The sequence below is a fragment of the Brevundimonas sp. AVps5 genome, from assembly GCF_058681515.1.
Genome location: NZ_CM178740.1, coordinates 1,054,679 through 1,078,934 on the forward strand (window position 1 = coordinate 1,054,679; position 24,256 = coordinate 1,078,934).

Below are 24,256 nucleotides of genomic sequence, written 5' to 3' on the forward strand. Positions count from 1 at the left end.
CATGAGCGACTTCGAACACGATCACAGCCACGCGAGGGACAACAGCCTGGACCGGTTGCTGTTCTTCTCCGACGGCGTCTTCGCGATCGCCATCACCCTGTTGTCGATCGAACTGCATGTTCCCCACGACTGGGACGGGACCTTGGCGATGCTCGTCAGCGAAGGCTGGCAGATGTTCGGGGCGTTTCTGATCAGTTTCGCCGTAATCGGAGTGTTGTGGAACTCTCACCGCCGGGCCTTCCTGCGGATGACGCGGTTTACGACGGGCGTTTTCGTGCTGAACCTGGGCGTGCTGGGCGGGATAGCCTTGATGCCGTTTGCCACCACCCTGCTGTACGTTAACGGTCCGAGAGGCGAGGCGGTCACGATATACCTGCTGTTGGTCTCGGCGGTCGGCCTGATGCAGGGGCTCGGATATGGCTATGCGGCTTTCATCGCCGATGCCGTCCGGCCCAGACAGCACTGGATGATGCGACTGTCCGCTCTTTTGATGCAGGCCTTGATGCCGGGTTTGTGCAGCGGGGTGTGCATCCTCTTCATCGGCTATCTCAATGGTCAGTTCGGGTTTGGTATCGTGGTTGTGCTGGCCGTCGCACTGGCTGCGCTGGTCACCTTCCGCATCGTCACCAACCGTCGGTTCGGGAACGCCGTCCCCACATGAGGATCGTCGCCGGAAAACTGAAAGGTCGCGCCATCGTGGCGCCGGAGGGACAGGGCACGCGCCCGACCTCGGATCGCGCGCGTCAGGCCGTGTTCAACGTGCTGGAACATGCCGCCTGGGCCGAGCCGCTTCAGGGGGCGCGGGTCATGGATCTGTTCGCCGGGTCGGGGGCGCTGGGCTTCGAGGCCATGAGCCGGGGTGCGGCCTTCTGCGTCTTCGTGGAGATCGACGACGAGGCCCGCGGCGCCATCCGCGAGAACGCCGACGCCTATGGGGTGATGGGGGCGACGCGCGTCCATCGACGCAGCGCCATCGAGATGGGTGTGCGGCCGGGCTCCGACGGCGAGGCCTTCGACATCGCCTTCCTCGACCCGCCCTACGGCAAGGGGATGGGTGAACAGGCGCTGCAACGGCTGCTGGACGGCGACTGGCTGAAACCCGGCGCCATCGTCGTGTTCGAGCGCGGCTCGGACGAGCCGGAGATCGACACGCCGGGGTATGACCGGCTGGACGCGCGCGACTATGGTGCCGCGCGCGTCCTCTTCCTCAGGCGCTCACCAGCCGCGACTTGAGACGCGGTTGTCGAACTGGCTGCGCAGGCGCGCCAGTCCCTCGCGATTGACCCGATAGGGTCCGCCGTTGAGCGAGTGGATCAGCCCCTTGGTCTTCAACTTCTTCCACACCGAGTGGGTGCAGTCGGTCAGCTGGAAGCCGTCGCGGGTGAAACAGTCGGCCTTGAGGATACGGCCGTCGGGATCGCGCTCGAGCACGATCGCGCCGCCTTGCGCCAGGGCGTGCAGCGTCCGCTGCTCCGCACGGGAGATGTTCATTTGAGAATGTCCGTGATGTCGTGAAGGCTCTCGCCGGCGCAGTCACGCCGACGGGTGATCAAAGGCTTCGACGAGGAGCCTGACCTTGGTCAGGCTCTCACGCTTGAGTGAGCAGGATCGGAGATCATGCTCGGGCGCCGTCGGCCTCAGGCCTTTCGCGCAATCTCGGACATAGGCATTCCAGGTCGGATGATCCGACGCGCCGATGATAGCGCGCCCGGCCTGGCCCCGCCAGTCCGGGTGCCTCACCCGCCATCAAGGCGAGAACGGCCGTCCTAGTTCGCGCGCCACTTGCATATCGCCGATACTCAAATATGGTCCCGCTTCTGGTTCGAGCGGGGAGGCGCCGATCATGCGTGTAGCTTTGGTTGTCATGGCGTTGGCGCTCGCAGGGTGCAGCGCAGGGGCCTACACAGAGGAGGTGACCAGTCTGGCGACGGCAGGACGGGTGCTGGCCGCCGCTCCGGCGACCTATCAGACGGCCCGGTATCAGATCGCACTGCAGAACTACCAGGTCGCGCTGATCGATGACGTCTTGAACGGTGAGGACCGGACAGGCGGACCCGACTGCATGGCGGATTCTATGGAGGTTGACACCGCCTTTCAGGAGGCCACCGCCGCAGGCGCCGAAGCTGCGGCCGTTACATCTGTTTTCGAGCGCTTCGCGAAAGTCCCGTCCTGCGGACTTGGATCGGCCGAACCCCTGCCGGGCGATTCTGAGGTTAATCCGCAGGAAGCCCTGCTGACGCGGCTTCTTGGCGAGTATCTAACCGGACTGGAGGCCATCGCGGGCGGGAAGACGGTGACCGAGATCAACACGGCGCTCGCGGAGGCGAAGACCGCCAGCAGCGCCGTGGCAGGGGCCGTCGGGGCGACCGCGCCGGTCGGGGCGGCCACGAACCTGGCCTTCGACTTGTTTGCGGCAGGCCTTGAGCACCGCCGTTACCTCGCCCTGCGCGACGCGATCACAGCGTTTGACCCCGCATGGCGCCGAGCGGCCCCTCAAATCATTCAGGCGCTTCGGGACCGGCATAGAAGTCTGATCGCCGACAGGGCGAGTGCGGCGCACACGGCTCGCCAGACCCTTTTGGCTTCGCTGGATCGGAGCGTCATCGACGGCTGCGACGAAGCGGCGGCGGAGGCCGGGCTGTCGGACGGGAAAGTGCGGACTGAACTCACCCTCGGCTGCAATGTCAGGGTCTTGGAGGCCAGGCTAATGCTCGACGGCTCTGTCGGGCGATCAGAGACGGGCTTTGCTTCGGCCGCCAGCCTGGAAGTCTTCGACAGATTGAATCCGACTTTGTCCGCCCGCAATGCGGAACTGCGCGGCGCGTTGGCGATCGATCCCGCCACTACGGTGGAGGCCTTCACCAAAGCTCATGGAAAGCTGTTCGAGGCGATCCAGGATCCCGATCGGCAGGTTGCGGGTGTTTTGCAGTCCATAGGCGATCTGGTCACCAGCGCGAGAGCGCTTGAACAGGCCATTGAAGGAGATGATGCGTGACCTCACCTAAGGAAATCACCGACACCATCGCCCAGGCCAACGCAGCTGTCCTGAAAGCGACGGAGGTGCGCGACAAGGCCCTCGCTGCAAAGCCGCGCGTAAAGGGCGTTGTGCCGGCCGCGCGTGACGCCCTCGACAAGGCCGAGAAAGCGCGACAGGCCGCCTACGACGCCAAGGTCGCGGCCGACCTAGACGTGCAGAGCGTCAAGGATTTCCTCGCCGCGCTGGCCGTGATCAACGGAAACCTCAAGGAAGTTACTGATAATCTTAAGGAAACTCTCGAGGATCTTCAGCGCTTCGCCAAGGTCGCCAAGGGTCTCGCCGGCTTTCTGAAAGCCGTCCTCGGCTGAACCGATGCCTCTTCCACCGTCCGCAAAAATCCCGGTTGACCCTCACGCGGCGTGAGACCCCCTAGGTCTGTCCATGCGGAATGACGCGCGCCACCCGATCCATACCGTCAGCCTGTTGGCCATGCTGTCCGGGACCTCGGTCCGGACGCTGCATCACTGTGACGCCATCCGGGTTCTGCTGCGAGCATCCCCGCCTTCGCGGGGATGCTCGGATACTGGCCATACCCATCAACGGATCGTCCAGATCCGCCTTTAAAATCAATGCCCGGCCCTAACGAGAGGCCTTTTGTGCATCACGCTCCAGAACGGCCCCATACTGGTGTGTCGTGAACCGCAGACTGCAAAGGATCGACCATCACCGCCGCTGAGGTCTGCGGGCGCATCTGACCTGAATGGACTCTTTGCACCTTTTGGACGGTGTTTTTTAGAGTCCAACGTCCAACCCGCCACGGGCCGGGTAAGCGTTTTCAACGTCTTCCGAACAACTTCTCAAGATCGTTGAGCTTCAGCTCCACATACGTCGGCCGCCCATGATTGCACTGACCGGAATGTGGCGTGGCTTCCATCTGGCGCAGCAGGGCGTTCATCTCGGGTGCCGACAGCACCCGCCCGGCGCGGACGCTGCCATGGCAGGCCATGGTGCCGCAGACCTCGCCGAGCCGCTCCGACAGGGCGAGCGCTGCGCCGTGCTCGGCCAGGTCGTCGGCGATGTCGCGGATCAGGCCCTGAACGTCGGTGTCGCCGAGCAGGGCGGGGGTCTCGCGCACCAGCACCGCCCCGCCGCCGAAGGGTTCGACGATCAGGCCCAGCTGCGCCAGTTCATCGGCGCGGGCGACGACGCGGTCGGCCTCGGCCGGGTCCAGTTCGACCACCTCGGGGGTCAGCAGGGCCTGTCGGGTGACCGAGCCCTCGGCCATCTGGGTCTTCATCCGCTCGTAGACGAGGCGTTCGTGGGCGGCGTGCTGGTCGACCACGACGATGCCGTCGCGGGTCTGGGCGACGATATAGGTGCCGTGGACCTGGGCCCGGGCGGCGCCGAGGGGCTGGTCGATCGGGTCGGCGGGGTTGGGGGCACCGGACTGTTCGGGCCAGGCGGCGAAGCCGGACGGCGGGGCCTCGACGCGGACGGACATCTCCGACAGGCCGGGGATGTCCTGATTGGTGGCCAAGGGCCGGTCCCAGCCGGTCCAGCCGCTGAAGCCCCGCGCAGACGGCGAAGACGGGCTGTAGGCCGGGCCGGTGTGAGCCGTGAAGCCGGCCAGCACATTGTCCGCGACCGTGGTCGAGGCGCGGTGGCCGGCGGCATGCAGGGCGTGCCTCAGGGCCCCCACGATCAGGCCACGCACCAGGGCCGGGTCGCGGAACCGGACCTCGGCCTTGGCCGGGTGGACGTTCACATCGACGAACAGCGGGTCGATCTCGAGGAACAGCACCGCCGCCGGATGCCGGTCGCGGGCGAGGAAGTCGGCATAGGCCCCGCGCAGGGCGCCCTGCAGCAACCGGTCGCGCACCGGGCGGCCGTTGACGAACAGATACTGGTGCCCGCCGTTGCCGCGCGAATACGTCGGCAGACCGGCATAGCCCGACAGGCGGATGCCTTCGCGCGACTGGTCGATCAGCAGGGCATTGGCCTCGAAGTCCCGGCCGAGCAGGGCGGCGAGCCGCTTCAACCGGCCCTCGTCGCCGGGATGTTCGGCGGGCAGGCGCAGGGTCGTCTTGCCGTCGAGGTCGAGGGTGAAGGCGACGCCTTCATGCGCCATGGCCTGTCGCCTGATCTCCTCGGAGATGGCCATGGCCTCCGACCGCTCGGACTTCATGAATTTGAGCCGGGCCGGGGTGGCGTAGAACAGGTCGCGGACCTCGACCCGGGCTCCGTGGGGGCCGGGGAAGCCGGCGGGCGCGACCGGACGCTGGTCGCCGCCCTCGACGGTGATCTGGTGGGCGTCTCCGCCGGGCGCGCGGCTGGTGATTGTCAGGCGGGCGACCGAGCCGATCGAGGGCAGGGCCTCGCCGCGGAAGCCCAGGGTCGAGATCCGCAGCAGGTCGACGTCGCCCGCGTCGTCGGGCTCCAGCTTGGAGGTCGCATGACGCTCGACCGCCAGGGCCAGCTGGTCCGGGGCCATGCCGTGGCCGTCGTCGGCGATCAGGATCCGCGACAGGCCGCCGCCGTCGGCCTGAACCTCGATGCGCGTGGCCCCGGCATCCAGCGCGTTCTCGACCAGCTCCTTGATGGCGCTGGACGGCCGTTCGACCACCTCGCCGGCGGCGATGCGGTTGACGGTCTCGGGCGGGAGGCGGCGGATGGGCATGGGATTCGTGATCCTAGCGCCTAAAGCCTGCGAGGTCGTCAGATTGCGTGGCTTGCTCCCGGCGAAAACCGGTGTAGCCATATGCGCCAGGGGTCCGCGTCGGGCCCGGGGAGACCTGATCATGACCATCAAACTTCTGTCGGCGGCCGCTGCGCTCGCCTTCACCTTCGTCGCCTCCAGTGCCTCGGCCCAGACCGGCCCGCTGGACTTTACCCTGGCCAACACCACCGACGGCGTCGTCGTCCAGATCTTCATCTCCGTCCCGTCCACGAATGACTGGGAAGAAGACATCCTGGGCAGCGAAGTCGTCGGCAGCGGTGAGAGCGTGCACGTCACGATCAACGACGGTCTGGAAGACTGCGAATACGACATCAAGGTCGTGTTCAACGACGACACCCCCGACCTGGTCGTCATGGGAGTCGATTTCTGCGCCGTCAACGGCGAGACCCTGACCATCGGCTAAGGCTGGACTTCGGACGACGGCCGGGACGGAAGTCCCGGCCGTTTTCAATTGCGAGGACGCCTGTGAAACCCGCCCCCCAACTGACCGGGCGGTTGGATGGGGGGCGGACGTGCCACGGCGGCGCCTGGCGATCAGGCGGTTCGATACGGCGACAACTCTTCCGTCATCGCCGCGATCTCCGCCTCCACCCCCGCCCGTTCCTGCTCCAGATACCGCGCCACGGGCGTCCTCAAAGCCGGGTCTGCGATCCAGTGCGCTGAATAGACGGGCGAGGGCAGGTAGCCGCGCGCGATCTTGTGTTCGCCCTGGGCACCGGCCTCGACCCGGGACAGGCCGCGCGAAATGGCCAGCTCGATGGCCTGGTAGTAGCAGAGCTCGAAATGCAGGAAGGGAACCTCTTCCAGCGCGCCCCACTGGCGCCCGTAGAGGGAGTCGCGGCCGATGAAGTTCAGGGCCCCGGCGATCGGCGTGCCGTCGCGGAAGGCCATGACCAGGGCGATACCGTCGGCCATCGTCTGGCCGATCAGGCTGAAATAGGCCCGCGTCAGATAGGGGCGGCCCCATTTGCGCTCGCCGGTGTCCTGATAGAAGTCGAAGAAGGCGTCCCAGTGGGCCTCCGTGAGGTCGGATCCGGTCAGGACACGGATGTCGAGGCCGGCCTGTGCCTCGCGGCGTTCGCGACGGATGGTCTTGCGGCGGTTGGACGACAGGGCCCCGAGGAAATCGTCGAAGGTCTGGTAGCCCTCATTGCGCCAGATGAACTGCATGTCCTGACGAAGCAGCATCCCGGCCTCGCCCATGGCGGCCCATTCGGGCTGTGTCGGGAAGTTTACGTGCAGTGACGACACCCCCAGTCGCTCCGTCAGGGTCAGGGCACCCTGAATCAGGGCGGCCCGGACGACATCTTCATCCGTGCCCGGAGCATGCAGGAAGCGCGGGCCGGTGGCGGGGGTGAAGGGGACGGCACCGAGGAGTTTCGGGTAGTAGCGACCGCCCGCGCGCTGGTAGGCCTCGGCCCACGAATGGTCGAAGACGTATTCGCCCTGGCTGTGACCCTTCAGATAGAGGGGCATGCAGCCGAGGATGCTGTCGTCCGGTCCCATCAGGGTCAGGTGGCGCTGGCCCCAGCCTTGGCTGGCGACGGCGCTGCCCGAGGCCTCGCAGGCGTTCAGGAAGTCGTAGCTGACGAAGGGATCGCCGGTCGGGGCGGCGCAGGCGTCCCAGGCCTCGCGACCGATGGCCGCGAGACTGTCATGGACCTGGAGCGTGAACTCAGGCTGTGGGCTCACCGCACCTCGACGATGGCGTCCACCTCGACGGCGAAGCCGAGGGGCAGCTGGTAGACGCCGACGGCCGAGCGGGCGTGGCGGCCGGCGTCGCCGAACACCTCGACCATCAGGTCCGAGCAGCCGTTGATGACGGCGGGGATGGCGATGAAGCCGGGGCCGGCCTGGACGAAGCCGCCGAGCTTGACGACGCGGACGACGCGGTCGAGGTCGCCGTCGAGGGCGGCGTTCAGCTGGGCCAGCAGATTGATGCCGCACAGGCGGGCGCCGGCGGCGGCCTGTTCCGGGGTGACGTCCTCGCCGACCGTGCCCTTGAGGCCGCCCGAGGCGTCGTTCGACAGCTGGCCCGAGATGTGGACCAGGTTTCCGGTGCGCACGAACGGGACATAGTTGGCCACGGCCGCTGCGGGCTGGGGCAGGTCGATGCCGATTTCGGCGAGGCGGGCGGCGATGGTCATCGTAGGCTCCATATAGGTGTTGCGGGCGGTTTAGCGCGGGGGCGACGCAGGTCGCCAGCCCTTAAAGGTTCGCCAACCGGCGTGTGCCATGATCCCGGCATGGAAACTCTGACCCAAAACCAGATCGAGGCCTTCAAGGCCATCCGGGCTCGCCTCACCGCCGAAGAGCGGGCGCGGGTCGATATCGCCTCGGTCGAGGCCGTAGATCCGGCCGTGGCCTCGGCCTCGCACTGGAATTTCGACCTGCCGGCCCACGCCGCGCAGAAGGCGATGGGCGAGGACGCCACCGATGCCATGCGCCGGGCCCTGGTCGCCACCTGGGCGCTGGAGTTGCCGGGGCGGGCGAAACAGGCGGCCCTGCCGGGCGAGGTCATGGAACTCTATCCCTACTGGATGGACAGGATGGCCGAGTTCCTGACGGGAGCCGCCGATACGGATGCCGCTTACGACCCGGACCACTGGGCCAAGGATGTGCGCATGGCTCTGGCGCTCAGCGTGCCCGGTGCCCTGACCCAGACCATCGACCTGTCGTCGCCCATGGGTCCCGGCCAGGTGGTGCGGAACGGGCGCGAGGGGCATGGCTGGTCGCAGCTGGTCTCCTATGTGCGGGCCCAGGGCTGGAAGAAGCCCTGGCTGGAGGTCCATACCGAAAGCCGCCAGCTGGCCGATTTCAACGAGGCCGGCTGGGACCGCGCCTGGGCGACGGCCGCGGCCATCTGCAAGACACGGCCGGCGCTGGCCGGGATGATCGGATCGAGCTGGTTCTACGATCCGCCGCTCGAGACCATCAGCCCGCGACTGGCCTATCTGAGACTGAACCCGCTGAAGGGCGGGGCCTTCATCATCCATCAGGGCCCGGCGCCGATCCATTCGGAACGGGCCTCGGCCTCGTCGCCGACGCGCAAGGCGCTGATCGACAGCGGTGAATACACGCCGAGCTCGTGGCTGGTGGCCTGGCCGAAGTCGACGCTGATTCCGTGGGCGGAACAGCGCAAGGCCGCCATGGAGATGGCCGAGGCGGCCTGAGGACGGCGCGACTCCAGAATAGACTCGACAGAGTCGACAGAGTCGCGCGGGGTGGATTTTGCTGTGCGCTTCCCTGAATGAGCGCGACAGTTTACGGCCGTTTCGGACCGTGATGGGTAGAAGGCGTCTCCTTAGGGTCGGGCGTTGAATTCGTTCGGCGAATTGGGGCGTCCGTTGATGGGTATGGCCTACTTTCCTTCTCCCCTTGCGGGAGAAGGTGGCTGAGCGAAGCGAAGTCGGATGAGGGGTCAAGTTGACCTCACCCATGATCGTTGAGGACGCCTACGCCAAGCGCCGGTGTAACCCCTCTCCCGCCCGCGCCAGGACGACGGCTGCGCCGCCGTGCGCGGTCTCCCTCTCCCGCAAGGGGAGAGGGGCTGAATCAGCCGTGCTTGCTGTCCCACCACCGGACGGCGTCGGCGTCGCGGGCGGACAGGTCGGGGTATTGCGGGTCGGAGCCGACGTCGGGGACGCGGCGCCAGGAGCGGGCGCACTTCGGATGTTTGGCGAGCGCCACAATGACTGTCGCAGGCCCGACGCCAAGGCTGACGTTTGCTCCAGAAGTGCGGAAAACCTCCGCCGGATCGACCGGCGTCAGCATGGTCCCGTCAGACAACCTGCCTTCGAACAAGTCGAGAAGCGGTTGGGACAACTGAATATCCGGCCAAGCGTCCAGAGCGCCGCCGATGAGCTTCTCTTTGCGCGCGGCTTCGAGCGCTTCGTTCACCACCGCTACGACGGTGTCGATGTTGGTCCAGCGCTGGGCCTCCTCGGGATTCCGCCACTCATCCGGCGTCTGCGGAATGACCCGCGCGCAGTTGGTCCCGCCGTCTGGATAGAGGGTCGTCCAGGCCTCTTCCATGGTGAAGGGTGTCAGCGGGGACAGCCATGCGGTCAGGCGCACGAAGACCTCGTGCATCACCGTCCGCGCCGCACGACGGCGGATGGCGTCGGGGCGGTCGCAATAGAGGCTGTCCTTGCGGATGTCGAAATACAGGGCCGAGAGGTCGCCGGCACAGAACTCCAGCACCGGGCGGACCACGTCCTGGAAACGATAGGTCTCGTAGGCGCCGCGCACCTGGAGATCGAGTTCCCACAGGCGGTGCAGGATGAACCGCTCCAGCGGCGGCATGTCGGCGTAGTCGACGCGTTCGGCCTCGTCGAAATCGGCGAGGGCGCCCAGCAGGTAGCGGACGGTGTTCCGCAGCTTGCGATAGGCGTCGACCGTGGTCTGGAGGATCTGTTTCCCGATCCGCTGGTCCTCGGCATAGTCCACCAGGGCGACCCACAGGCGCAGGATGTCGGCGCCGGATTCCTTGATGACGACGGCGGGGTCGGTCGTATTGCCCCGCGACTTGGACATCTTCTCCCCGTTCTCGTCCTGGGTGAAGCCGTGGGTCAGGACGGCGTCATAGGGGGCGCGGCCGCGGGTGCCGGAGCCTTCGAGCAGGTTGGACTGGAACCAGCCGCGATGCTGGTCCGAGCCTTCGAGATAGAGGTTGGCCGGCCAGTGGCTGGGGCGGTCGCCGGTGTAGCCGTGGGCCGGGTCGCGGGTTTCCAGCGCGAAGGCGTGGGTGCAGCCGGAATCGAACCAGACGTCGAGGATGTCCTCGATCTTCTCGTAACTAGCCGGGTCGTGCAGGCCGAGGAAGTCGCTGTCGGGTTTGGTGTACCAGGCGTCGGCGCCGCCTTCCTCGATCGCGGCGACGATACGGGCGTCGACTTCGGCGTCATGCAGGGGGTGGCCCGTGTGCTTGTCGACGAACATGGCGAGCGGCGTGCCCCAGGCGCGCTGGCGGCTGACCAGCCAGTCGGGGCGACCCTCGACCATCGAACGGATGCGGTTCTTGCCGGCGGCGGGGTGGAAGTCGGTCTGGTCGATGGCGGTCAGGGCTGTTTCGCGCAGGGTCGCCCCGTCGGCGTGATCCAGTGCCTTGTCCATCCGGATGAACCACTGGGGCGTGTTGCGGAAGATGACCGGGGCCTTGGAGCGCCAGGAGTGGGGGTAGGAGTGCTCCATCCGGCCGCGCGCCAGCAGGGTGCCGGCCTCGATCAGCCTGTCCATGACCGCGGGGTTGGCACTGCCGAACTTGCCGGTCTTCTTGCCCTCGGTCTCGAGCACCTTGAGGCCGGCGAACAGGGGGACGGACAGGTAGTAGGCCCCGTCGGGGTCGACGGTGTCGGGCACCTCGTGATGACCGTGGGCCTTCCAGACCTCGAAGTCGTCGGCGCCGTGGCCGGGCGCGGTGTGGACGAAACCCGTGCCCGCGTCGTCGGTGACATGGTCGCCGTCCAGCAGGGGCACGTTGAAACGGTAGCCGTCGTCCAGCTCCGCCAGGGGGTGGGCGCAGACGAGGCCGGACGGATTGATGTCGTCCAGACGGGTCCAGGTCGCGATCTTCGCGGCCTTGAAGACCTCCTCGGCCAGTTTGTCGGCGAGGATCAGCCGGTCGCCCGGTTTGGCCCAGGGGGCGAACTCCAGGCCCGTCTCCATCGACTGGACCTCATACAGGCCATAGGCGATCTCGGGGCCATAGCTGATCGCGCGGTTGGCCGGGATGGTCCAGGGGGTGGTGGTCCAGATGACGATCGACGGCGTCTGGTGGCGGAAGGCCAGCAGGTCGTCCGGATGGTCGTCGGTCGCGGCGATGACCGGGAACTTGACCCAGATCGTGGGGCTGACGTGGTCGTGATACTCGATCTCGGCATCGGCCAGGGCGGTACGCTCGACCGGCGACCACATGACAGGCTTTGAGCCGCGATAGAGCTGGCCGGAGTTCTTGAACTTGTGGAACTCCTTCACGATGGCGGCCTCGGAGCCATAGTCCATCGTGGCGTAGCGGTTCTCGAAGTCGCCGGTGATGCCGAGGCGCAGGAACTGGGCCTTCTGCACCTCGATCCAGCCGGCGGCGTATTCGCGGCAGGCAGAGCGGAACTCGGCCTTGGAAACCTCGTCCTTGCGACGCCCCCTGGCGCGGTACTGTTCCTCGATCTTCCACTCGATCGGCAGGCCGTGGCAGTCCCAGCCGGGCACGAAGTCGACGTCGTACCCGAGCAGGAAGCGGCTGCGGACCACGAAGTCCTTCAGCGTCTTGTTCAGGGCGTGGCCGATGTGGATGTCGCCGTTGGCGTAGGGCGGGCCGTCGTGGAGGACGTAGAGCGGGGCCTTCTCGGCCTGACGCCGGGCGCGCAGGGTCGAATAGAGGTCGCCCCACTGTTCCAGGATCAGCGGCTCCTTCTGGGGAAGGCCGCCGCGCATGGGGAAGGGCGTCTCCGGCAGGAAGACGGTCTCGCGATAGTCGCGGGCGGTGGGGGAATCGGGGCTCTGGGCGTCGTCGGCCATGAAGTCGGTCTTTTCGTCTGTGTACGTTCGATGTCGTGCGGCGCTTTCGAAGCCGAGCGGCTGGCGGGCGCGGTCTGCGATCCCGGCGGGCACGGGGACGAGCGTCCCTGGCGCTACGCCGGGCGGCTAATCGAAATAGGGCGGAACACGCGAGCAGTCATGATGGGGGCGGGATAGCAGAGCCCGTGCGCCCTGCACAGTCAGCAATGGTCGCTTCAGCCCGCGCAGCCTCCGAGGGCGCTGATCAGGAAGGAAATCGTCAGAGGTCAGGGGTGGGAAACGCGGCGGCTTGCGATATCGTCCTTTCCGAGCGGCGCACCGGCGATCCGCCGAGGAGCGAGACAGACCATGCGGACTATCCTGATACCAGGCGCCGCCGCGCTGGCGCTGGCGCTGGTCGGATGCGCCCAGCCCATGGAGAAGGCTGAGGCCTGGCCCGCGACAGCAGCCTCGATGGCAACCGCACAGGTTTCGATGTCGCCGGAAGCTTTCATCCGCAGTCTGTATGGAGAGTCCGGGGACAATGTGGAGTACGTCGAAGAGAGCCCGATGTGGTCGGCGCGGACACGGGCGCTGCTGGCCGAAACCGTCCGATTGACGCTGGAGGGCGATCAGGGCTTCTTCGACGCCCAGCCGATCTGCGACTGCCAGGATGGAACACCGGTGCTGGAGTCGGCGACTGCGACCTCGACAGGTCCGACGACCGCCGACGTGGCGACGGTGCAAGGCTTCGCCGAGCCGGGCAACGCCGTGCACAACAAGACCTACAGACTGGTGCTGGAGGAGGGGCGGTGGAAGATCGACGACATCACCTATCAGGACATGGGCGACGAGTTTGAACGCGAGCCACTTGTCAAGCGCTTGAACACCTGGATCGCTGAGGCCAAGGCCCAGCCGGCGGCCTGAAACGGAGAATGACGATGCACAGACTGATGATGATCTCCGCGGCCGCGATAACGCTGGCGGCCTGTTCCCAGGGCGAGGAGGCGAAGACGCCCGAGACAGCCTCAACCTCGGCGACGGCCGGAGCGGCGTCTTCGACCGGGTCGGGCACGCGCGAGGATGTCTATGCCGCCCAGAGCCAGGGGCCGGATCCCTTCGTGCGGGCCCTGTATGCCCAGTATGTGGCGGGTGGCCCCAGGGGCGAGCAGCCCGCACCGGGGCAGGAGCCGTTGTTTTCGCGCATCCTGAACGCCCTGATCGGGGCCGACTTCCGCGCGGCGAACGGGGAAGTTCCGACCCTGAACTACGACCCCCTCTGCAGCTGTCAGGACCAGGGCGATTTCGTCGTCACGGCGCTCGTTGTGGCTCAATCGGACCTGAACACCGCCGAGGCCAATGTCGCCTTCACCAATATGGGCGAGCCGAGGACGCTGAAGCTCAAACTGGTGCGCGAGGGACCAAACTGGAAGGTCGACGACATCATCGACGGCACGGACTCCCTGCACGACACCCTGATGGCGGTGGCCGAGGCGGCGGGGTAGGCGGCAGTTGTCAAAGGGCAGGCGAGGGCCGATATTGCTGTCATGACCGACGTCCAGATCATCAAAGGCAAAAATGCAGGTCGAGCCGGGAAAAAACCGGCCGGGGTCACGACTCGTCGCGTGACCACGCCGAATGGCGAGAAGGTAACCATCCGGGCGATAGACGCGAACAGTCCGGATTTCGGCAAGGACTTCCTCTACGTCTTCACCAAGAACGTTGAAGCTGCGCGCGAAGAGAACAAGCGTCTCTTCGGATCGGCGTCGGGTGTCCGGGGCGGACGCTAAGCGACCTACGCTCTGGATCATTGCGGGACCGAATGGGTCCGGCAAAAGCAGCGCCTATGGCATGTCCGCCGTCGACGAACCGCTGGGTGCTGTCTGGATTATCAACCCTGACCTTTTGGCCAAGCGAATCGGAGAACAGGAAGGTCTGGAAAGCTGGCCGGCCAACCTCCAAGCCGTACAGCGTATCGAAGACTGGCTGTACGCCTCCGTGGAAGCCCACCAGACCGTAGGCGTCGAAACCGTGCTCTCGACCCCCAAGTATCAGGCGCTGGTCCAGCGTGCACAAAGTCGCGGTTTCGCGGTGAAACTGATCTACGTCTATCTTGAGAGCGTCGAGACCAATATCGAGCGGGTCGCGACACGAGTCGAGAAGGGTGGGCACCCTGTGCCCGAGGATCGCATCCGGAATCGCCGAACCAAGTCCCTCGGCCAGTTGCCGTGGTTCCTGACGACGGCCGATTACGTCGAGATTTACGATAACTCCGGGGCCCGCCCCCGCCTGGTGTTCTCGAAATCACCGGACGAGATGATCGCCTATGGCCGAATGATCCCGGAAGTCGTGTCGGCCATCGATCAGTCGTCGCCGGGCTTCGCCGACGATTACCGAGCGGCTTTTAGGCCAGCACAGCTCTCGCCGCCGCCGCGTCGGCCGCGATCTGGGTCTTGAGGGCGTCCAGACTGTCAAAATGCAGTTCACCGCGCAGGAGGGCGACGAGCTCGGTTTCGACCGTCTGGCCGTAGAGGTCGCCCTCGAAGTCGAACAGCCAGACCTCGAGCAGGGGTTCGGCGATCTCGAACATCGGGCGGACGCCGAGGTTGGCGACGCCGTCGATGACGCGGCCATCCGGCAGGCGGGTCCGGGTCGCATAGACCCCGTAGGCCGGGCGCATGTAGTCGCCGAGGCGGACGTTGGCGGTGGGAATGCCGATGGTGCGCCCGCGCTTTTCGCCGTGGACGACCTCGCCCTCGATGGCGAAAGGACGGCCGAGGATGGCGGCGGCGCGGGCCATGTCGCCGGCGTTGAGGGCCTCGCGCACGGCGCTGGACGACAGCTTCAGGCCGCCCCTGTCGTCGACCCGTTCGGTGACGGCGACCGAGAAGCCCAGATGGCGGCCGCTGCGGGCGAGGGCCTCGGGCGAACCGGTGCGGCCCTTGCCGTAGGTGAAGTCGAAACCCACCGAGGCGTGGACCAGGCCCAGGCCATCCTTGTGGCCTGCCGCGCCTGGCGCTGTTTGAGGCCGGCCCGACAGCACATCGACCGCGAACGCCTCGTCCGACATGGCGGCCATGTCGGCGTCGAAGGGCAGGAGATAGAGTCGGTCGACGCCCAGAGGTTCGAGCGCGCGTGCCATCTGGCCGGCCGTCATCAGGCGGAAGGGGGCGGCGTCGGGCTGGAACCAGCGGCGCGGGTGCGGGTCGAAGCTGACGACGGCGAGAGGGGCCTTGAGGCGGTCGGCGGCCTCGCGGGCCGAGGCGATCACCGCCTGATGCCCCCGGTGGACGCCGTCGAACGCGCCGAGGGCGGCGGCAGCACCGCGCTGCGAGTCGGGCAGGTCGCGCCAGTCGCGGATGATCTCGATGGGCACGGTCGGGCCTCGGTCAGTCCCTGGCGGGGCGGCGGCGGCGGGGAACGCGTACGATCGCCTCGCCCCCCATGATCAGCTCGTCCCCGACATAGCCCTCGGTCAGCAGGGTGACGCGGGCCGACTCGGCATCGACGGCGGCGACGGTGATCCGGGCTGTCACCACGTCGCCGATCCGGACCGGTTTGTGGAAGGCGAGGTTCTGGGACAGATAGATCGCCCCGGCGCCGGGCAGGATGGTGCCGACCACGGCCGAGCCGAACGAGGCGCTGAGCAGACCGTGGGCGATCCTGCCGCGATAGGCGGTCTTCGACGCGAAGGCCTCGTCCATATGGACCGGATTGAAGTCGTCGGAGGCCTCGGCGAACTGCTGGATGCGGTCCTCGGTGATGATCACGTCCTTGACGGCCACCATGCCGGGCGAGAGTTCTTCGAGGATGTAGCCGCCCGAGGGGTGAGGTCCGGTAATCATCCGATGGTGTTAGACGCGCTTCGCCGATTTGGCGAGAACTACCACTTCAGATCAAGTGCAGCGTAGCGGGCCCAGGCCGTCTCGGGCGTCAGAAGGGCGGCGGCGCGGGCGGGATCGATCAGGCCGTTGTCGCCTCGCGCGGCGTCGCCGTGGATGCCCTGGGCGATGAACAGGCAGTCGAGCGCCTGCCGGTTGGCACCGAGGACGTCGGTGATGACGCCGTCGCCGATGCAGAGGACGCGGGCGCGGTCGACGGGCCTGCCCATCAGCTGTTCCGCCTCGGTCAGGGCCAGGGCGTAGATCGGGCCGAAGGGCTTGCCGGCCATGGTCACCCGGCCGCCGAGCGACTCATAGACATCGGCCAGGGCGCCGCCGCAGTAGATGATTGTGTCGCCGCGCTGGACGATGCGGTCTGGGTTGGCGCAGATCAGCTCCAGATCGCGCGAGGCGGCCTCGGACAGCTGTTCGAGATAGTGCTGGGGCGTCTCGGTCTCGTCGTCGATCATGCCGGTGACGGACAGGAAGGCGGCGTCGGCCACGCCGGTCGCGCGCTGCAGGTTCAGGCCTTCGTAGAGGATGTCGTCGCGGGCGGGACCGATGATCAGGGCGGGGCCGGGGGCGCGGCGGGCCAGTTCCATCCGGGTGGCGTCGCCCGAGGTGACGAAGGCCTTCCAGCTGTCGCGGGGGACGCCGAGATGGTCGAGCTGGGCGACGACATCGTGGGACGGGCGCGGCGAGTTGGAGATCAGGACGACGTGACCGCCCTGTTGATTGAATTTCGTCAGGGCCTCGCAGGCCTCGGGCCAGCTCTCCCGGCCGTTGTGGATTACGCCCCAGACGTCGCACAGCAGGACGTCATAGTCGGCGGCGACGGCGCTGAGGGCCGGGAGGGCAGTGGGGAGGATCATGCAGGGGTGACTAGCCCGTCCGTGCGAAAGGGTGAAGCGAGGGTTTGGCGGCGGGCGCCGGGCCTGCTAACCGACCCGCATGAAAATTCCTCGTATCGCCTGGGCGGCCTATGGATTGGCCCTCCTCGTCATCCTGCTGGACCAACTGACGAAATACTGGGTTCTCGGATCCGCCGACGTGTCGGATCCGTCGATGATCCCGTCGGGCTATCGGTTCGCCGAGGTGATTCCGGGCATCCTGGACATCACCATGGTCCGCAACACCGGCGTCAGCTTCGGCCTGTTCGGCGGCGGAGAGGCCCGCTGGGCGCTGAGCATCTTCTCCCTGCTCGTTGCGGGCGCGCTGATCTGGTGGGCGCTCAGGGCGGAACGCCGCACCCTTGTCGCGGCCATCGGCCTGGTGATCGGCGGCGCCCTGGGCAACGCCATCGACCGGATCCAGTTTGGATATGTCGTGGACTTCATCGATTTCTCGGGGACCGGCGTGTTTCCGTGGGTCTTCAACATCGCCGACAGCGCCATCACCATCGGCGTCCTGCTGCTGATTCTGGACAGCGTGATGTCGGAACGGACGCAGGCCGTTGGCGCGGCCCACGAAAAGGCGTAATCACCCGCTCTTTCCTGAACGCCTCACACTCGTCTGACCTGGGCGCTGTATCCGCGCCGGAGCCGAACCGACCCATGCGAACCGCCCGTATCCTGACCGTTTCCGCCATCGCCGTCTCGGCCGTCGCCCTGACCGCCTGTGGGGGCCTGCGCCAGTCCATCGGCCTGACCAAGGTCGTGCCCGACGAGTTCCTGACCGTGGCCTCTGCCCCGCTGACCGTTCCGCCGGAATACGGCCTTCGTCCGCCCGCGCCGGGCCAGCCGCGCCCGCAGGAGCTGGCGCCGGAAAGCGCCGCCCGCCAGATTCTTCTGGGCCAGCGTCAGGCCGTCACCCGCAGCGCGGGCGAACAGGCCTTCGTCACCGCGGCCGGCGCCGATCGCGCCGACCCCCTGGCCCGCTATGTCGTCGACGACGAGTTCGGCGACCTGGCGCACAAGGAAGAGAGCTTCGCCAACCGCATTCTGTTCTGGCGTCGCGACGACTCGGCCACCCAGGCCCCGACCCAGACCCAGACGGCCCAGGGTGCCGTCACCATCGACGCCGCCAGCGAGAACGCTCGACTGCAGGCGCTGACCGGCACGCAGGGCACCATCGTGATCGCGCCGCGCCGCTCGAGCGGGTTCAAGCTGCCGGGTCTTTAAGACACTCAATCCTCCCCCATCGGGGGAGCCATCGACCGCGTCTTCGCGGTGGAGGGGGCAGCCCCGGACTCCGGCATGTGCGGCTGGCCCCCTCCACCACTTCGTGGTCCCCTCCTTGCCGCAGCTCCGCTGCGTCTGCGTCGACCCCCAGCGGGGGAGGATTGGCTTGCATTGGTTGCGAGACAGTCCTTATTGCAACCGGACGTCTCCCGGGACCTTCGCATGATCGACCTTCGCACTCTCAGCCACCTGTCGGGCATCGAACAACTGCGGCTCGGCTTCCTGGCGGACCGGGACACCGCGCCGATCGCGCGGACGCTGGACTATCGTATGACCGAGGTCGAGGATGGGCCGGCGGGCTTCGCCGAGGCGGACCTGAAGGGTCTCGACGGCAAACTGTATGCGACGGCGACCTCGACCTGTCTGGTGATGGACCTCGGGTAGGCGGGGGCGTTTGCCCCATGCGGCGACGCCCGCTAGAGCATCCGCTTTCCTGAAGCCTGCCCCAAAGACCGCCCCATGCACGATATCCGAGCCATCCGGGACAACCCCGGTCATTTCGTCGCCGGCTGGTCGTCGCGCGGCGTGGAGGATGCGCAGGCGCTGGTCGACCGGATCCTGGGCCTCGACACCGAACTGCGGGCCGCCCAGACGGCGGGGCAGGAGGCGCTGGCCAAGCGCAACGCCGCCTCCAAACTGATCGGTGCCGCCATGGGCCGCAAGGACATGGAGGAGGCCGACCGGCTGAAGGCCGAGGTGGAAACGCTCAAGGGCGACATCGCCGGCCACGGCGAGGTCGAGGCGGCCAAAGGCAGGGCGCTGCGCGACCTGCTGGCGGCGCAGAAGAACCTCGCGGCCGACGACGTGCCGGACGGCGAGGACGAGGCGGGCAATGTCGAGACCGCGCGCTGGGGCACGCCGCGCGCCGGTGGACCGGCCAAGGATCACGCCGACCTCGGCGAGGCCATGGGCCTGCTGGACTTCGAGGCGGCAGCCCGGATGTCGGGCGCGCGGTTCGCGGTGCTGAAGGGCGGGCTGGCGCGGCTGGAACGCGCCATCGGCCAGTTCATGCTCGACGTGCAGACGACCGAGCACGGCTATCTGGAGGTCAATCCGCCGTATCTGGTGCGCGGACATTCAATGTTCGGCACAGGCCAACTCCCCAAGTTTGAAGAGGACTTGTTCGCTACTGCAACGACCGTCTCCGCTGAATCGGTCGAGTCGCTGAAGAAGGCGATGATCGAGAAATGGGGTGCCTTCGAAGGAAGTGATGCGCTTCCTGATCTCAATGACTTTTTCGACGAGTTCTTCATCGACGTCCTCCGTGGAGGAGGCGGCACCTATGCGGCGGAGCGCAACTTTTATCTCATCCCCACCGCCGAGGTCTCCCTGACCAATCTCGTGCGCGAGCAGATCACGCCGGAGGAGGAGCTGCCGTTGCGGCTCACGGCCCTGACGCCCTGTTTCCGGGCCGAGGCGGGGTCGGCGGGGCGGGATACGCGAGGGCTGATCCGCCAGCACCAGTTCCACAAGGTCGAGCTGGTCTCCATCACCACGCCGGACCAGTCCGACGAAGAACACGAGCGGATGGTCACCTGCGCCGAGGTGGTCCTTCGGAAGCTGGAACTGCCCTATCGCCGCATGCTGCTGTGCAAGGGCGACATGGGCTTTTCGGCACGGAAGACGTTCGACCTGGAGGTCTGGCTGCCGAGCCAGAATACCTATCGCGAGATCAGCTCGGTCTCGAACTGCGGGGACTTCCAGGCGCGGCGGATGGACGCGCGGTTCAAGCGCAAGGAGGGCAAGCCGGAGTTCGTGCACACGCTGAACGGCTCGGGCCTCGCGGTCGGGCGGACGCTGGTGGCGATCATGGAGAACTATCAGGACGAGGGCGGGCGGATCGCCGTGCCGGCGGCCCTGCTGCCGTATATGGGCGGGGCGACCCACGTCGGTTGAGGTTCAGTCTCCTTCTCCCCTTGCGGGAGAAGGTGCCCCGGAGGGGCGGATGAGGGGTGACTCCCGGTCTCGCCGGTGACCGCCACCGACCGCCCATTCGACGGCCCGGTGTCACCCCTCATCCGACCTCCCCCGGGTCAAGCCCGGGGTCGGCCACCTTCTCCCGCAAGGGGAGAAGGACTTGCGATGGATGGTCGGCTAATGTTGGCCTCTGAAACCAAGGGAGTCCCGAGATGAAGATGATCCTTGCAGCCCTGGCCCTGACGCTGGCTGCCCCCGTCACGGCCGAGGTCCAGCCCGCCCCGCCGATCACCTTCGAAGGCTGGATCAATTTCTCGGGCGAGGAATTCCAGTTGGTCGAGAACCAGAACCGCTATGTCGCGGGCAGGAGCAGGCCCTGCGTCTCGGGTGCCCTGCCGCGGGACCTGCAACGGATGTCGGCCGCGACCATCGGCCGCCAGAAGGTGCGCGTCACCGGCACGACGATGGCATGGTCCGACGACCTTCCGGGCGATCGCTATGAGTACGAGGGATCGGTCCTGCGCAACGAGTGCGAGGGTGCCGTCGTGATCCTGGGCACGGACATCGCCGTCATCCAGTAGTCAGCTGCCCTTGCGGATCAGCCCCGTTTTCGTCATTCCGGGCGGAGGCGCGCAGCGCCGCAGACCCGGAATCCAGCGGCGCGCGAGAGCGCGAAACTGTCGCGCACGCGCTCGCTGAGACATTTCGCCTTCGCTTCGCTTCGGCGCCGCTGGGTTCCGGGTCTCCGCTGCGCTTCGCCCGGAATGACGAAAGAAAAGATGCGCATCCTGCTGACCAACGACGACGGCATCGAGGCCGAGGGCCTGGCCTGTCTGGAGCGGATCGCGCGGACCCTGTTGGACGACCTGGGCTCAAGTCGCGCGACGCGCGATAGCCCCAACGAAATATGGGTGGTCGCGCCGCACGAGGAACAGTCGGGCAAGGGGCGGGGGATCACCCTGACCGAGCCGCTGCGGGTCAACCGGTTCGGGGACAGGCGGTTCTCGGTCACGGGCACGCCGACCGACTGCGTCGTCCTGGCCGTCAACGACCTGATGGACGCCAGGCCGGATCTGGTGCTGTCGGGCGTCAATCGCGGGCACAATGTCGGCGAGGACTGCTCCTATTCCGGCACGGTCGCCGGGGCCCTGCAGGGGATGGCCTTCGGCATCCGCTCGATCGCCCTGTCGCAGTCGCTGGAGCGGTTCCACGACGAGGTCAACGCCCACTGGGAGACGGCCGAGGCCTATGCCCCGGCGATCATCAGCCGGCTGCTGGCCGAGACCTGGCAGGACGGGGTGGTGATGAACCTGAACTTCCCGGCGCGGCCGCCCGAGGCGGTCAAGGCGGTCGAGGTGACCGTGCAGGGCTTCCGCCAGGCCGGAGAGATGCACGCGGTCAAGCGCACCGACCTGCGTGGCCGCGACTACTACTGGATGAGCTTCCGGGGGTCGAAACAGGACCATGCGCCAGGCACCGACCTGCGCGCCATGGACGACGGCAAGATCTCGGTCACGCCGCTGCATATCGACCTGACGCACCGGGCCAGCGTCCACGACCTGAAGGGGGTGCTGGGTGGGGCGCCGCCGAAGGAAATCTCCCCCCGCCGGGGGGAGACAGGACGCGAAGCGTCCAGAGGGGGGGCCGTTTGAACGGACACGCCCCCCTCGGCCTCGCCAGCGCGAGGCCTCTCCCCCCAGGGGGGGGAGAATGAACCTCAAGGATGACCGGGCGGGGCGGCTGATCCTGTCGCTGCGGCAGCAGGGGGTCACCGATCCCAAGGTGCTGGCGGCGATGGAATCGATCGACCGCGCCGTGTTCGTGCACCAGAAATTCCTCGATCAGGCGTGGGAGGATCAGGCCCTGCCGATCGACTGCGCCCAGACGATCTCCCAGCCCTATATCGTCGGCCTGATGACCCAGGCGCTGGAAGTCGAGCCGCGCCACCGGGTGCTCGAGATCGGCACCGGCAGCGGCTACCAGTGCGCGGTGCTGTCGCGGCTGGCGCGCTATGTCTATTCGGTCGAACGCTACCGCAGCCTGCTGGTCGAGGCGGAGGCGAAGTTGCGGCGGCTGGAGATCGACAATGTCATCACCCGGCACTCCGACGGGGGGCTGGGCTGGCCGGAACAGGCGCCGTTCGACCGGATCATGGTCACCGCAGCCTCGCCCAACGAACCGACCGAACTGCTGAAACAGCTGAAGCCCGGCGGGGTGCTGGTCGCGCCCGTGGGCCGGACCTCGGTGCAGATGCTGCATCGCTATACGGGGCAGGAGGACGGGAGCTTCCGCCGCGAGAGCCTGTGCGAGGTCCGGTTCGTGCCCCTCGTCGAGGGGACGGCCAAGGAGGGGTAGGCAAGGCAGCAGGCAGTAGGCAGTAGGCAGTAGGCAGTTAGAGCAAGGATGCCGGGGTCGCTGCCGATGTCTGAAACACGGCGTTGTGCCCCCTTTGCCTACTGCCTACTGCCTACTGCCTCGACCCCCGTTAACCTCTCCGCCCCACTTTGGCGCGCTTTGGCGGGTTGGCTTATGGTTGACGGCGGGGCATGTCGGGCAGGGTGAACGGGGAGCGGCGGATGAGCATTTCGAACTGGATCAGGGCGGCGGCGATCGCCTTCGCCGGGATGGCGGCCACGGCCTGCGCCAGCTATCCGGAGGCCCCGCGGTATTCGACGCGGCCGATGGACGGCTATGGCGCGACCGGCGTGCGCCCGGCCGATCCCTACGGTGCCCAGCCGCAGCCGCCGGTCTATGAGGCACCGCCGCCGATGACCGCGCCGACCGAGCGGATCGAGGGCGGAGCCCTGCCGCCGCCTTCGTCGTCGGCTTCGAACAATTATCCGCCGTCCCCGGCCTACACCCCGCTGCCGCCCGCGACCTCGCCGTCCTATGTGACGCCCGGCGCGCCGATGAGCGTCAATGCGGGCGCGGCCTATGTCATCCAGCCGGGCGACACCATCTCGGGCGTCGGGCGCCGCTTCCAGACGCCGGTGCAGAATCTGATCGATCTGAACGGCCTGGGGCCGCGCGGCGCGATCACCGTGGGTCAGTCGATCATCCTGCCCGACAGCGCGCTCGACACGGGATCCGACCCCTATGCGACCGGGCCCGCGCCGGTCGGTGTGATGGTGCCCGAGAACGGGGTGATTCCCCCGCCGCCCCCGCCGCCGTCCGGCAACCCGGCTGCGCCGCTGCCCGCGCGACAACCCGCTTCGACCGGATCAACGGGCGTAGCCCCCCCGGGACCCGCCGTGTTCCAGTGGCCGGTGCGCGGTGACATCCTCCGTCGGTTTGGCCCTGTCGGTCTGGGCGAACGCAACAACGGCATCAATATCGGAGCGGCGGCAGGCGCCCCGGTGGTCGCGGCGGCCGGAGGTCGAGTTGCCTATATCGGTGACATCGTGGAGTTGGGGCTCACCGTCATCATCACGCACCGGGATGGCTGGCGCACCAGCTATAGCCATCTGGGCTCGGCCACGGTCGATGACGGAGCCGATGTGCGGGCGGGCCAGCAGATCGGCACGGTCGGTCTGACCGCCGGCGACGGGCGTCCTTCGATGCATTTCGAGACCCGTCGGATGCAGGCCGATCAGCCGACCGCCATCGATCCATTGACCGTTTTGCCACGGTAGGGACGCCGAACCAACACGCCGCGTTGCAATCCCGGAGTCTCGGCCCTAGGTTCCGCGCCTTGTTTTAAACGGGCGCCCGGAAGCGGCTGCCTCATTCCCCGGGGAACGACCAAATGACACCCACTGGTGAAGGCGGCCTGATGGCCATGATCGTGCAGTTCCTGCCGTTCGTCGCGATCTTCGTCCTGTTCTACTTCCTGCTGATCCGTCCGCAGCAGAAGCGCGCCAAGGAACATGCGGCCCTGATCGCGGCCGTGAAGCGCGGCGACACCATCGTCCTGTCGTCGGGCCTGATCGGCAAGGTGACCCGCGTCGAAGAGACCGAGGTCAACGTCGAGATCGCCCCGAGCGTCAACGTCCGCGTGGTCAAGAGCCTGATCGCCGAGGTCCGCAACCGCACCGCCATCGCCGCCAACGACGCCAAGGCGTGAGCCTCG

At 67.2% G+C, this 24,256-nt stretch carries 27 protein-coding genes; 19 read left to right on the top strand and 8 right to left on the bottom strand.

All coding sequences use genetic code 11. From position 1 onward, the window contains the following. Position 1: 1 nt before the first annotated feature. Together ACW18A_RS05300 and rsmD are read left to right on the top strand one after the other, a co-directional pair. Complete coding sequence (locus ACW18A_RS05300) at positions 2-661, top strand: TMEM175 family protein (RefSeq protein WP_492023756.1); 660 nt, start codon at positions 2-4, stop codon at positions 659-661. Further along, complete coding sequence (rsmD, locus tag ACW18A_RS05305; RefSeq protein ID WP_492023757.1) at positions 658-1,233, top strand: 16S rRNA (guanine(966)-N(2))-methyltransferase RsmD; 576 nt, start codon at positions 658-660, stop codon at positions 1,231-1,233. The genes ACW18A_RS05300 and rsmD overlap by 4 nt, the downstream gene beginning before the upstream one ends. Here the strand turns inward: rsmD and ACW18A_RS05310 are convergent. After that, positions 1,216-1,491, bottom strand: coding sequence for a YjhX family toxin (locus ACW18A_RS05310; protein ID WP_492023758.1), 276 nt, complete (start codon positions 1,489-1,491; stop codon positions 1,216-1,218). The two genes, rsmD and ACW18A_RS05310, sit on opposite strands and share 18 nt — an antisense overlap. Positions 1,492-1,939: 448 nt before the next feature. On the opposite strand from ACW18A_RS05310, the gene ACW18A_RS05315 reads away from it, so the two are divergent. Beyond that, the gene (locus ACW18A_RS05315) at positions 1,940-2,995 is read left to right on the top strand and encodes a hypothetical protein (RefSeq protein ID WP_492023759.1); all 1,056 of its coding nucleotides are present in this window, start codon (positions 1,940-1,942) and stop codon (positions 2,993-2,995) included. Then, positions 2,992-3,345 carry a hypothetical protein gene (locus tag ACW18A_RS05320; protein ID WP_492023760.1) on the top strand — a complete coding sequence of 118 codons (354 nt, stop codon included), beginning with the start codon at positions 2,992-2,994 and terminating at the stop codon, positions 3,343-3,345. Before ACW18A_RS05315 ends, ACW18A_RS05320 begins: the two co-directional genes overlap by 4 nt. A 467-nt stretch (positions 3,346-3,812) precedes the next feature. On the opposite strand, the gene mutL is transcribed toward ACW18A_RS05320, so the two are convergent. Continuing rightward, positions 3,813-5,654 carry a DNA mismatch repair endonuclease MutL gene (gene mutL / locus ACW18A_RS05325; protein ID WP_492023761.1) on the bottom strand — a complete coding sequence of 614 codons (1,842 nt, stop codon included), beginning with the start codon at positions 5,652-5,654 and terminating at the stop codon, positions 3,813-3,815. A gap of 121 nt (positions 5,655-5,775) precedes the next feature. Here mutL and ACW18A_RS05330 point away from each other — a divergent pair, with 121 nt between their 5' ends. Beyond that, positions 5,776-6,117, top strand: coding sequence for a hypothetical protein (locus ACW18A_RS05330; RefSeq protein WP_492023762.1), 342 nt, complete (start codon positions 5,776-5,778; stop codon positions 6,115-6,117). Positions 6,118-6,248: 131 nt separating this feature from the next. Here ACW18A_RS05330 and ACW18A_RS05335 read toward each other — a convergent pair whose 3' ends face one another. Together ACW18A_RS05335 and ACW18A_RS05340 are read right to left on the bottom strand one after the other, a co-directional pair. Further along, positions 6,249-7,406 carry a GNAT family N-acetyltransferase gene (locus tag ACW18A_RS05335; protein WP_492023763.1) on the bottom strand — a complete coding sequence of 386 codons (1,158 nt, stop codon included), beginning with the start codon at positions 7,404-7,406 and terminating at the stop codon, positions 6,249-6,251. Then, complete coding sequence (locus ACW18A_RS05340; protein WP_492023764.1) at positions 7,403-7,861, bottom strand: RidA family protein; 459 nt, start codon at positions 7,859-7,861, stop codon at positions 7,403-7,405. Before ACW18A_RS05340 ends, ACW18A_RS05335 begins: the two co-directional genes overlap by 4 nt. A gap of 99 nt (positions 7,862-7,960) precedes the next feature. Here ACW18A_RS05340 and ACW18A_RS05345 point away from each other — a divergent pair, with 99 nt between their 5' ends. Further along, entirely contained in the window at positions 7,961-8,887 is a 927-nt protein-coding gene (locus ACW18A_RS05345; protein ID WP_492023765.1) for a hypothetical protein, read from the top strand. Between the two features lie 382 nt (positions 8,888-9,269). Here the strand turns inward: ACW18A_RS05345 and ileS are convergent, their stop codons facing one another. Beyond that, entirely contained in the window at positions 9,270-12,230 is a 2,961-nt protein-coding gene (gene ileS, locus ACW18A_RS05350) for an isoleucine--tRNA ligase (protein ID WP_492023766.1), read from the bottom strand. Between the two features lie 348 nt (positions 12,231-12,578). Between ileS and ACW18A_RS05355 the strand changes: the two genes are divergently transcribed. From ACW18A_RS05355 to ACW18A_RS05370, 4 genes are read left to right on the top strand one after another with little or no spacing between them, the layout of a single operon-like run. Next, on the top strand, positions 12,579-13,136 hold the full coding sequence (locus tag ACW18A_RS05355; RefSeq protein WP_492023767.1) for a DUF3828 domain-containing protein: 558 nt from the start codon (positions 12,579-12,581) through the stop codon (positions 13,134-13,136). 14 nt (positions 13,137-13,150) lie between these two features. Continuing rightward, complete coding sequence (locus tag ACW18A_RS05360; protein ID WP_492023768.1) at positions 13,151-13,714, top strand: DUF3828 domain-containing protein; 564 nt, start codon at positions 13,151-13,153, stop codon at positions 13,712-13,714. 42 nt (positions 13,715-13,756) lie between these two features. Then, entirely contained in the window at positions 13,757-13,999 is a 243-nt protein-coding gene (locus ACW18A_RS05365; RefSeq protein WP_492023769.1) for a hypothetical protein, read from the top strand. Next, complete coding sequence (locus ACW18A_RS05370) at positions 13,980-14,666, top strand: ATPase (protein WP_492023770.1); 687 nt, start codon at positions 13,980-13,982, stop codon at positions 14,664-14,666. Before ACW18A_RS05365 ends, ACW18A_RS05370 begins: the two co-directional genes overlap by 20 nt. On the opposite strand, the gene ACW18A_RS05375 is transcribed toward ACW18A_RS05370, so the two are convergent. The 3 genes from ACW18A_RS05375 to ACW18A_RS05385 are packed head-to-tail and all read right to left on the bottom strand — an operon-like array spanning position 14,614 to position 16,962. Then, positions 14,614-15,585 (bottom strand): bifunctional riboflavin kinase/FAD synthetase, encoded by a 972-nt coding sequence (locus ACW18A_RS05375; protein ID WP_492023771.1) that lies wholly within the window; start codon positions 15,583-15,585, stop codon positions 14,614-14,616. The two genes, ACW18A_RS05370 and ACW18A_RS05375, sit on opposite strands and share 53 nt — an antisense overlap. A gap of 13 nt (positions 15,586-15,598) precedes the next feature. Continuing rightward, positions 15,599-16,051, bottom strand: a complete 453-nt coding sequence (locus ACW18A_RS05380; protein ID WP_492024340.1) for a MaoC family dehydratase — start codon at positions 16,049-16,051, stop codon at positions 15,599-15,601. Between the two features lie 41 nt (positions 16,052-16,092). Next, positions 16,093-16,962 (bottom strand): TIGR01459 family HAD-type hydrolase, encoded by an 870-nt coding sequence (locus ACW18A_RS05385; protein ID WP_492023772.1) that lies wholly within the window; start codon positions 16,960-16,962, stop codon positions 16,093-16,095. Between the two features lie 79 nt (positions 16,963-17,041). Between ACW18A_RS05385 and lspA the strand changes: the two genes are divergently transcribed. The 9 genes from lspA (at position 17,042) to yajC (ending at position 24,250) form a co-directional block, all read left to right on the top strand. Beyond that, a complete protein-coding gene (gene lspA / locus ACW18A_RS05390; protein WP_492023773.1) occupies positions 17,042-17,569 on the top strand; it encodes a signal peptidase II in 528 nt (175 codons plus the stop codon). Between the two features lie 74 nt (positions 17,570-17,643). Further along, on the top strand, positions 17,644-18,210 hold the full coding sequence (locus ACW18A_RS05395; RefSeq protein WP_492023774.1) for a DUF3035 domain-containing protein: 567 nt from the start codon (positions 17,644-17,646) through the stop codon (positions 18,208-18,210). A gap of 222 nt (positions 18,211-18,432) precedes the next feature. Beyond that, the gene (locus ACW18A_RS05400; RefSeq protein ID WP_492023775.1) at positions 18,433-18,654 is read left to right on the top strand and encodes a hypothetical protein; all 222 of its coding nucleotides are present in this window, start codon (positions 18,433-18,435) and stop codon (positions 18,652-18,654) included. A 75-nt stretch (positions 18,655-18,729) separates the two neighbouring features. After that, positions 18,730-20,166: a serine--tRNA ligase gene (gene serS / locus ACW18A_RS05405; RefSeq protein ID WP_492023776.1), complete on the top strand. Its 1,437-nt coding sequence runs from the start codon at positions 18,730-18,732 to the stop codon at positions 20,164-20,166. Positions 20,167-20,399: 233 nt separating this feature from the next. After that, a complete protein-coding gene (locus tag ACW18A_RS05410; protein WP_492023777.1) occupies positions 20,400-20,768 on the top strand; it encodes a hypothetical protein in 369 nt (122 codons plus the stop codon). Between the two features lie 198 nt (positions 20,769-20,966). Next, positions 20,967-21,839 carry a 5'/3'-nucleotidase SurE gene (surE, locus tag ACW18A_RS05415; protein WP_492023778.1) on the top strand — a complete coding sequence of 291 codons (873 nt, stop codon included), beginning with the start codon at positions 20,967-20,969 and terminating at the stop codon, positions 21,837-21,839. 58 nt (positions 21,840-21,897) lie between these two features. Then, positions 21,898-22,542, top strand: a complete 645-nt coding sequence (locus ACW18A_RS05420; RefSeq protein ID WP_492023779.1) for a protein-L-isoaspartate(D-aspartate) O-methyltransferase — start codon at positions 21,898-21,900, stop codon at positions 22,540-22,542. 221 nt (positions 22,543-22,763) lie between these two features. After that, positions 22,764-23,819, top strand: a complete 1,056-nt coding sequence (locus ACW18A_RS05425) for a peptidoglycan DD-metalloendopeptidase family protein (protein WP_492023780.1) — start codon at positions 22,764-22,766, stop codon at positions 23,817-23,819. Positions 23,820-23,932: 113 nt separating this feature from the next. Further along, positions 23,933-24,250: a preprotein translocase subunit YajC gene (gene yajC, locus ACW18A_RS05430; RefSeq protein WP_492023781.1), complete on the top strand. Its 318-nt coding sequence runs from the start codon at positions 23,933-23,935 to the stop codon at positions 24,248-24,250. Positions 24,251-24,256 lie beyond the last annotated feature (6 nt).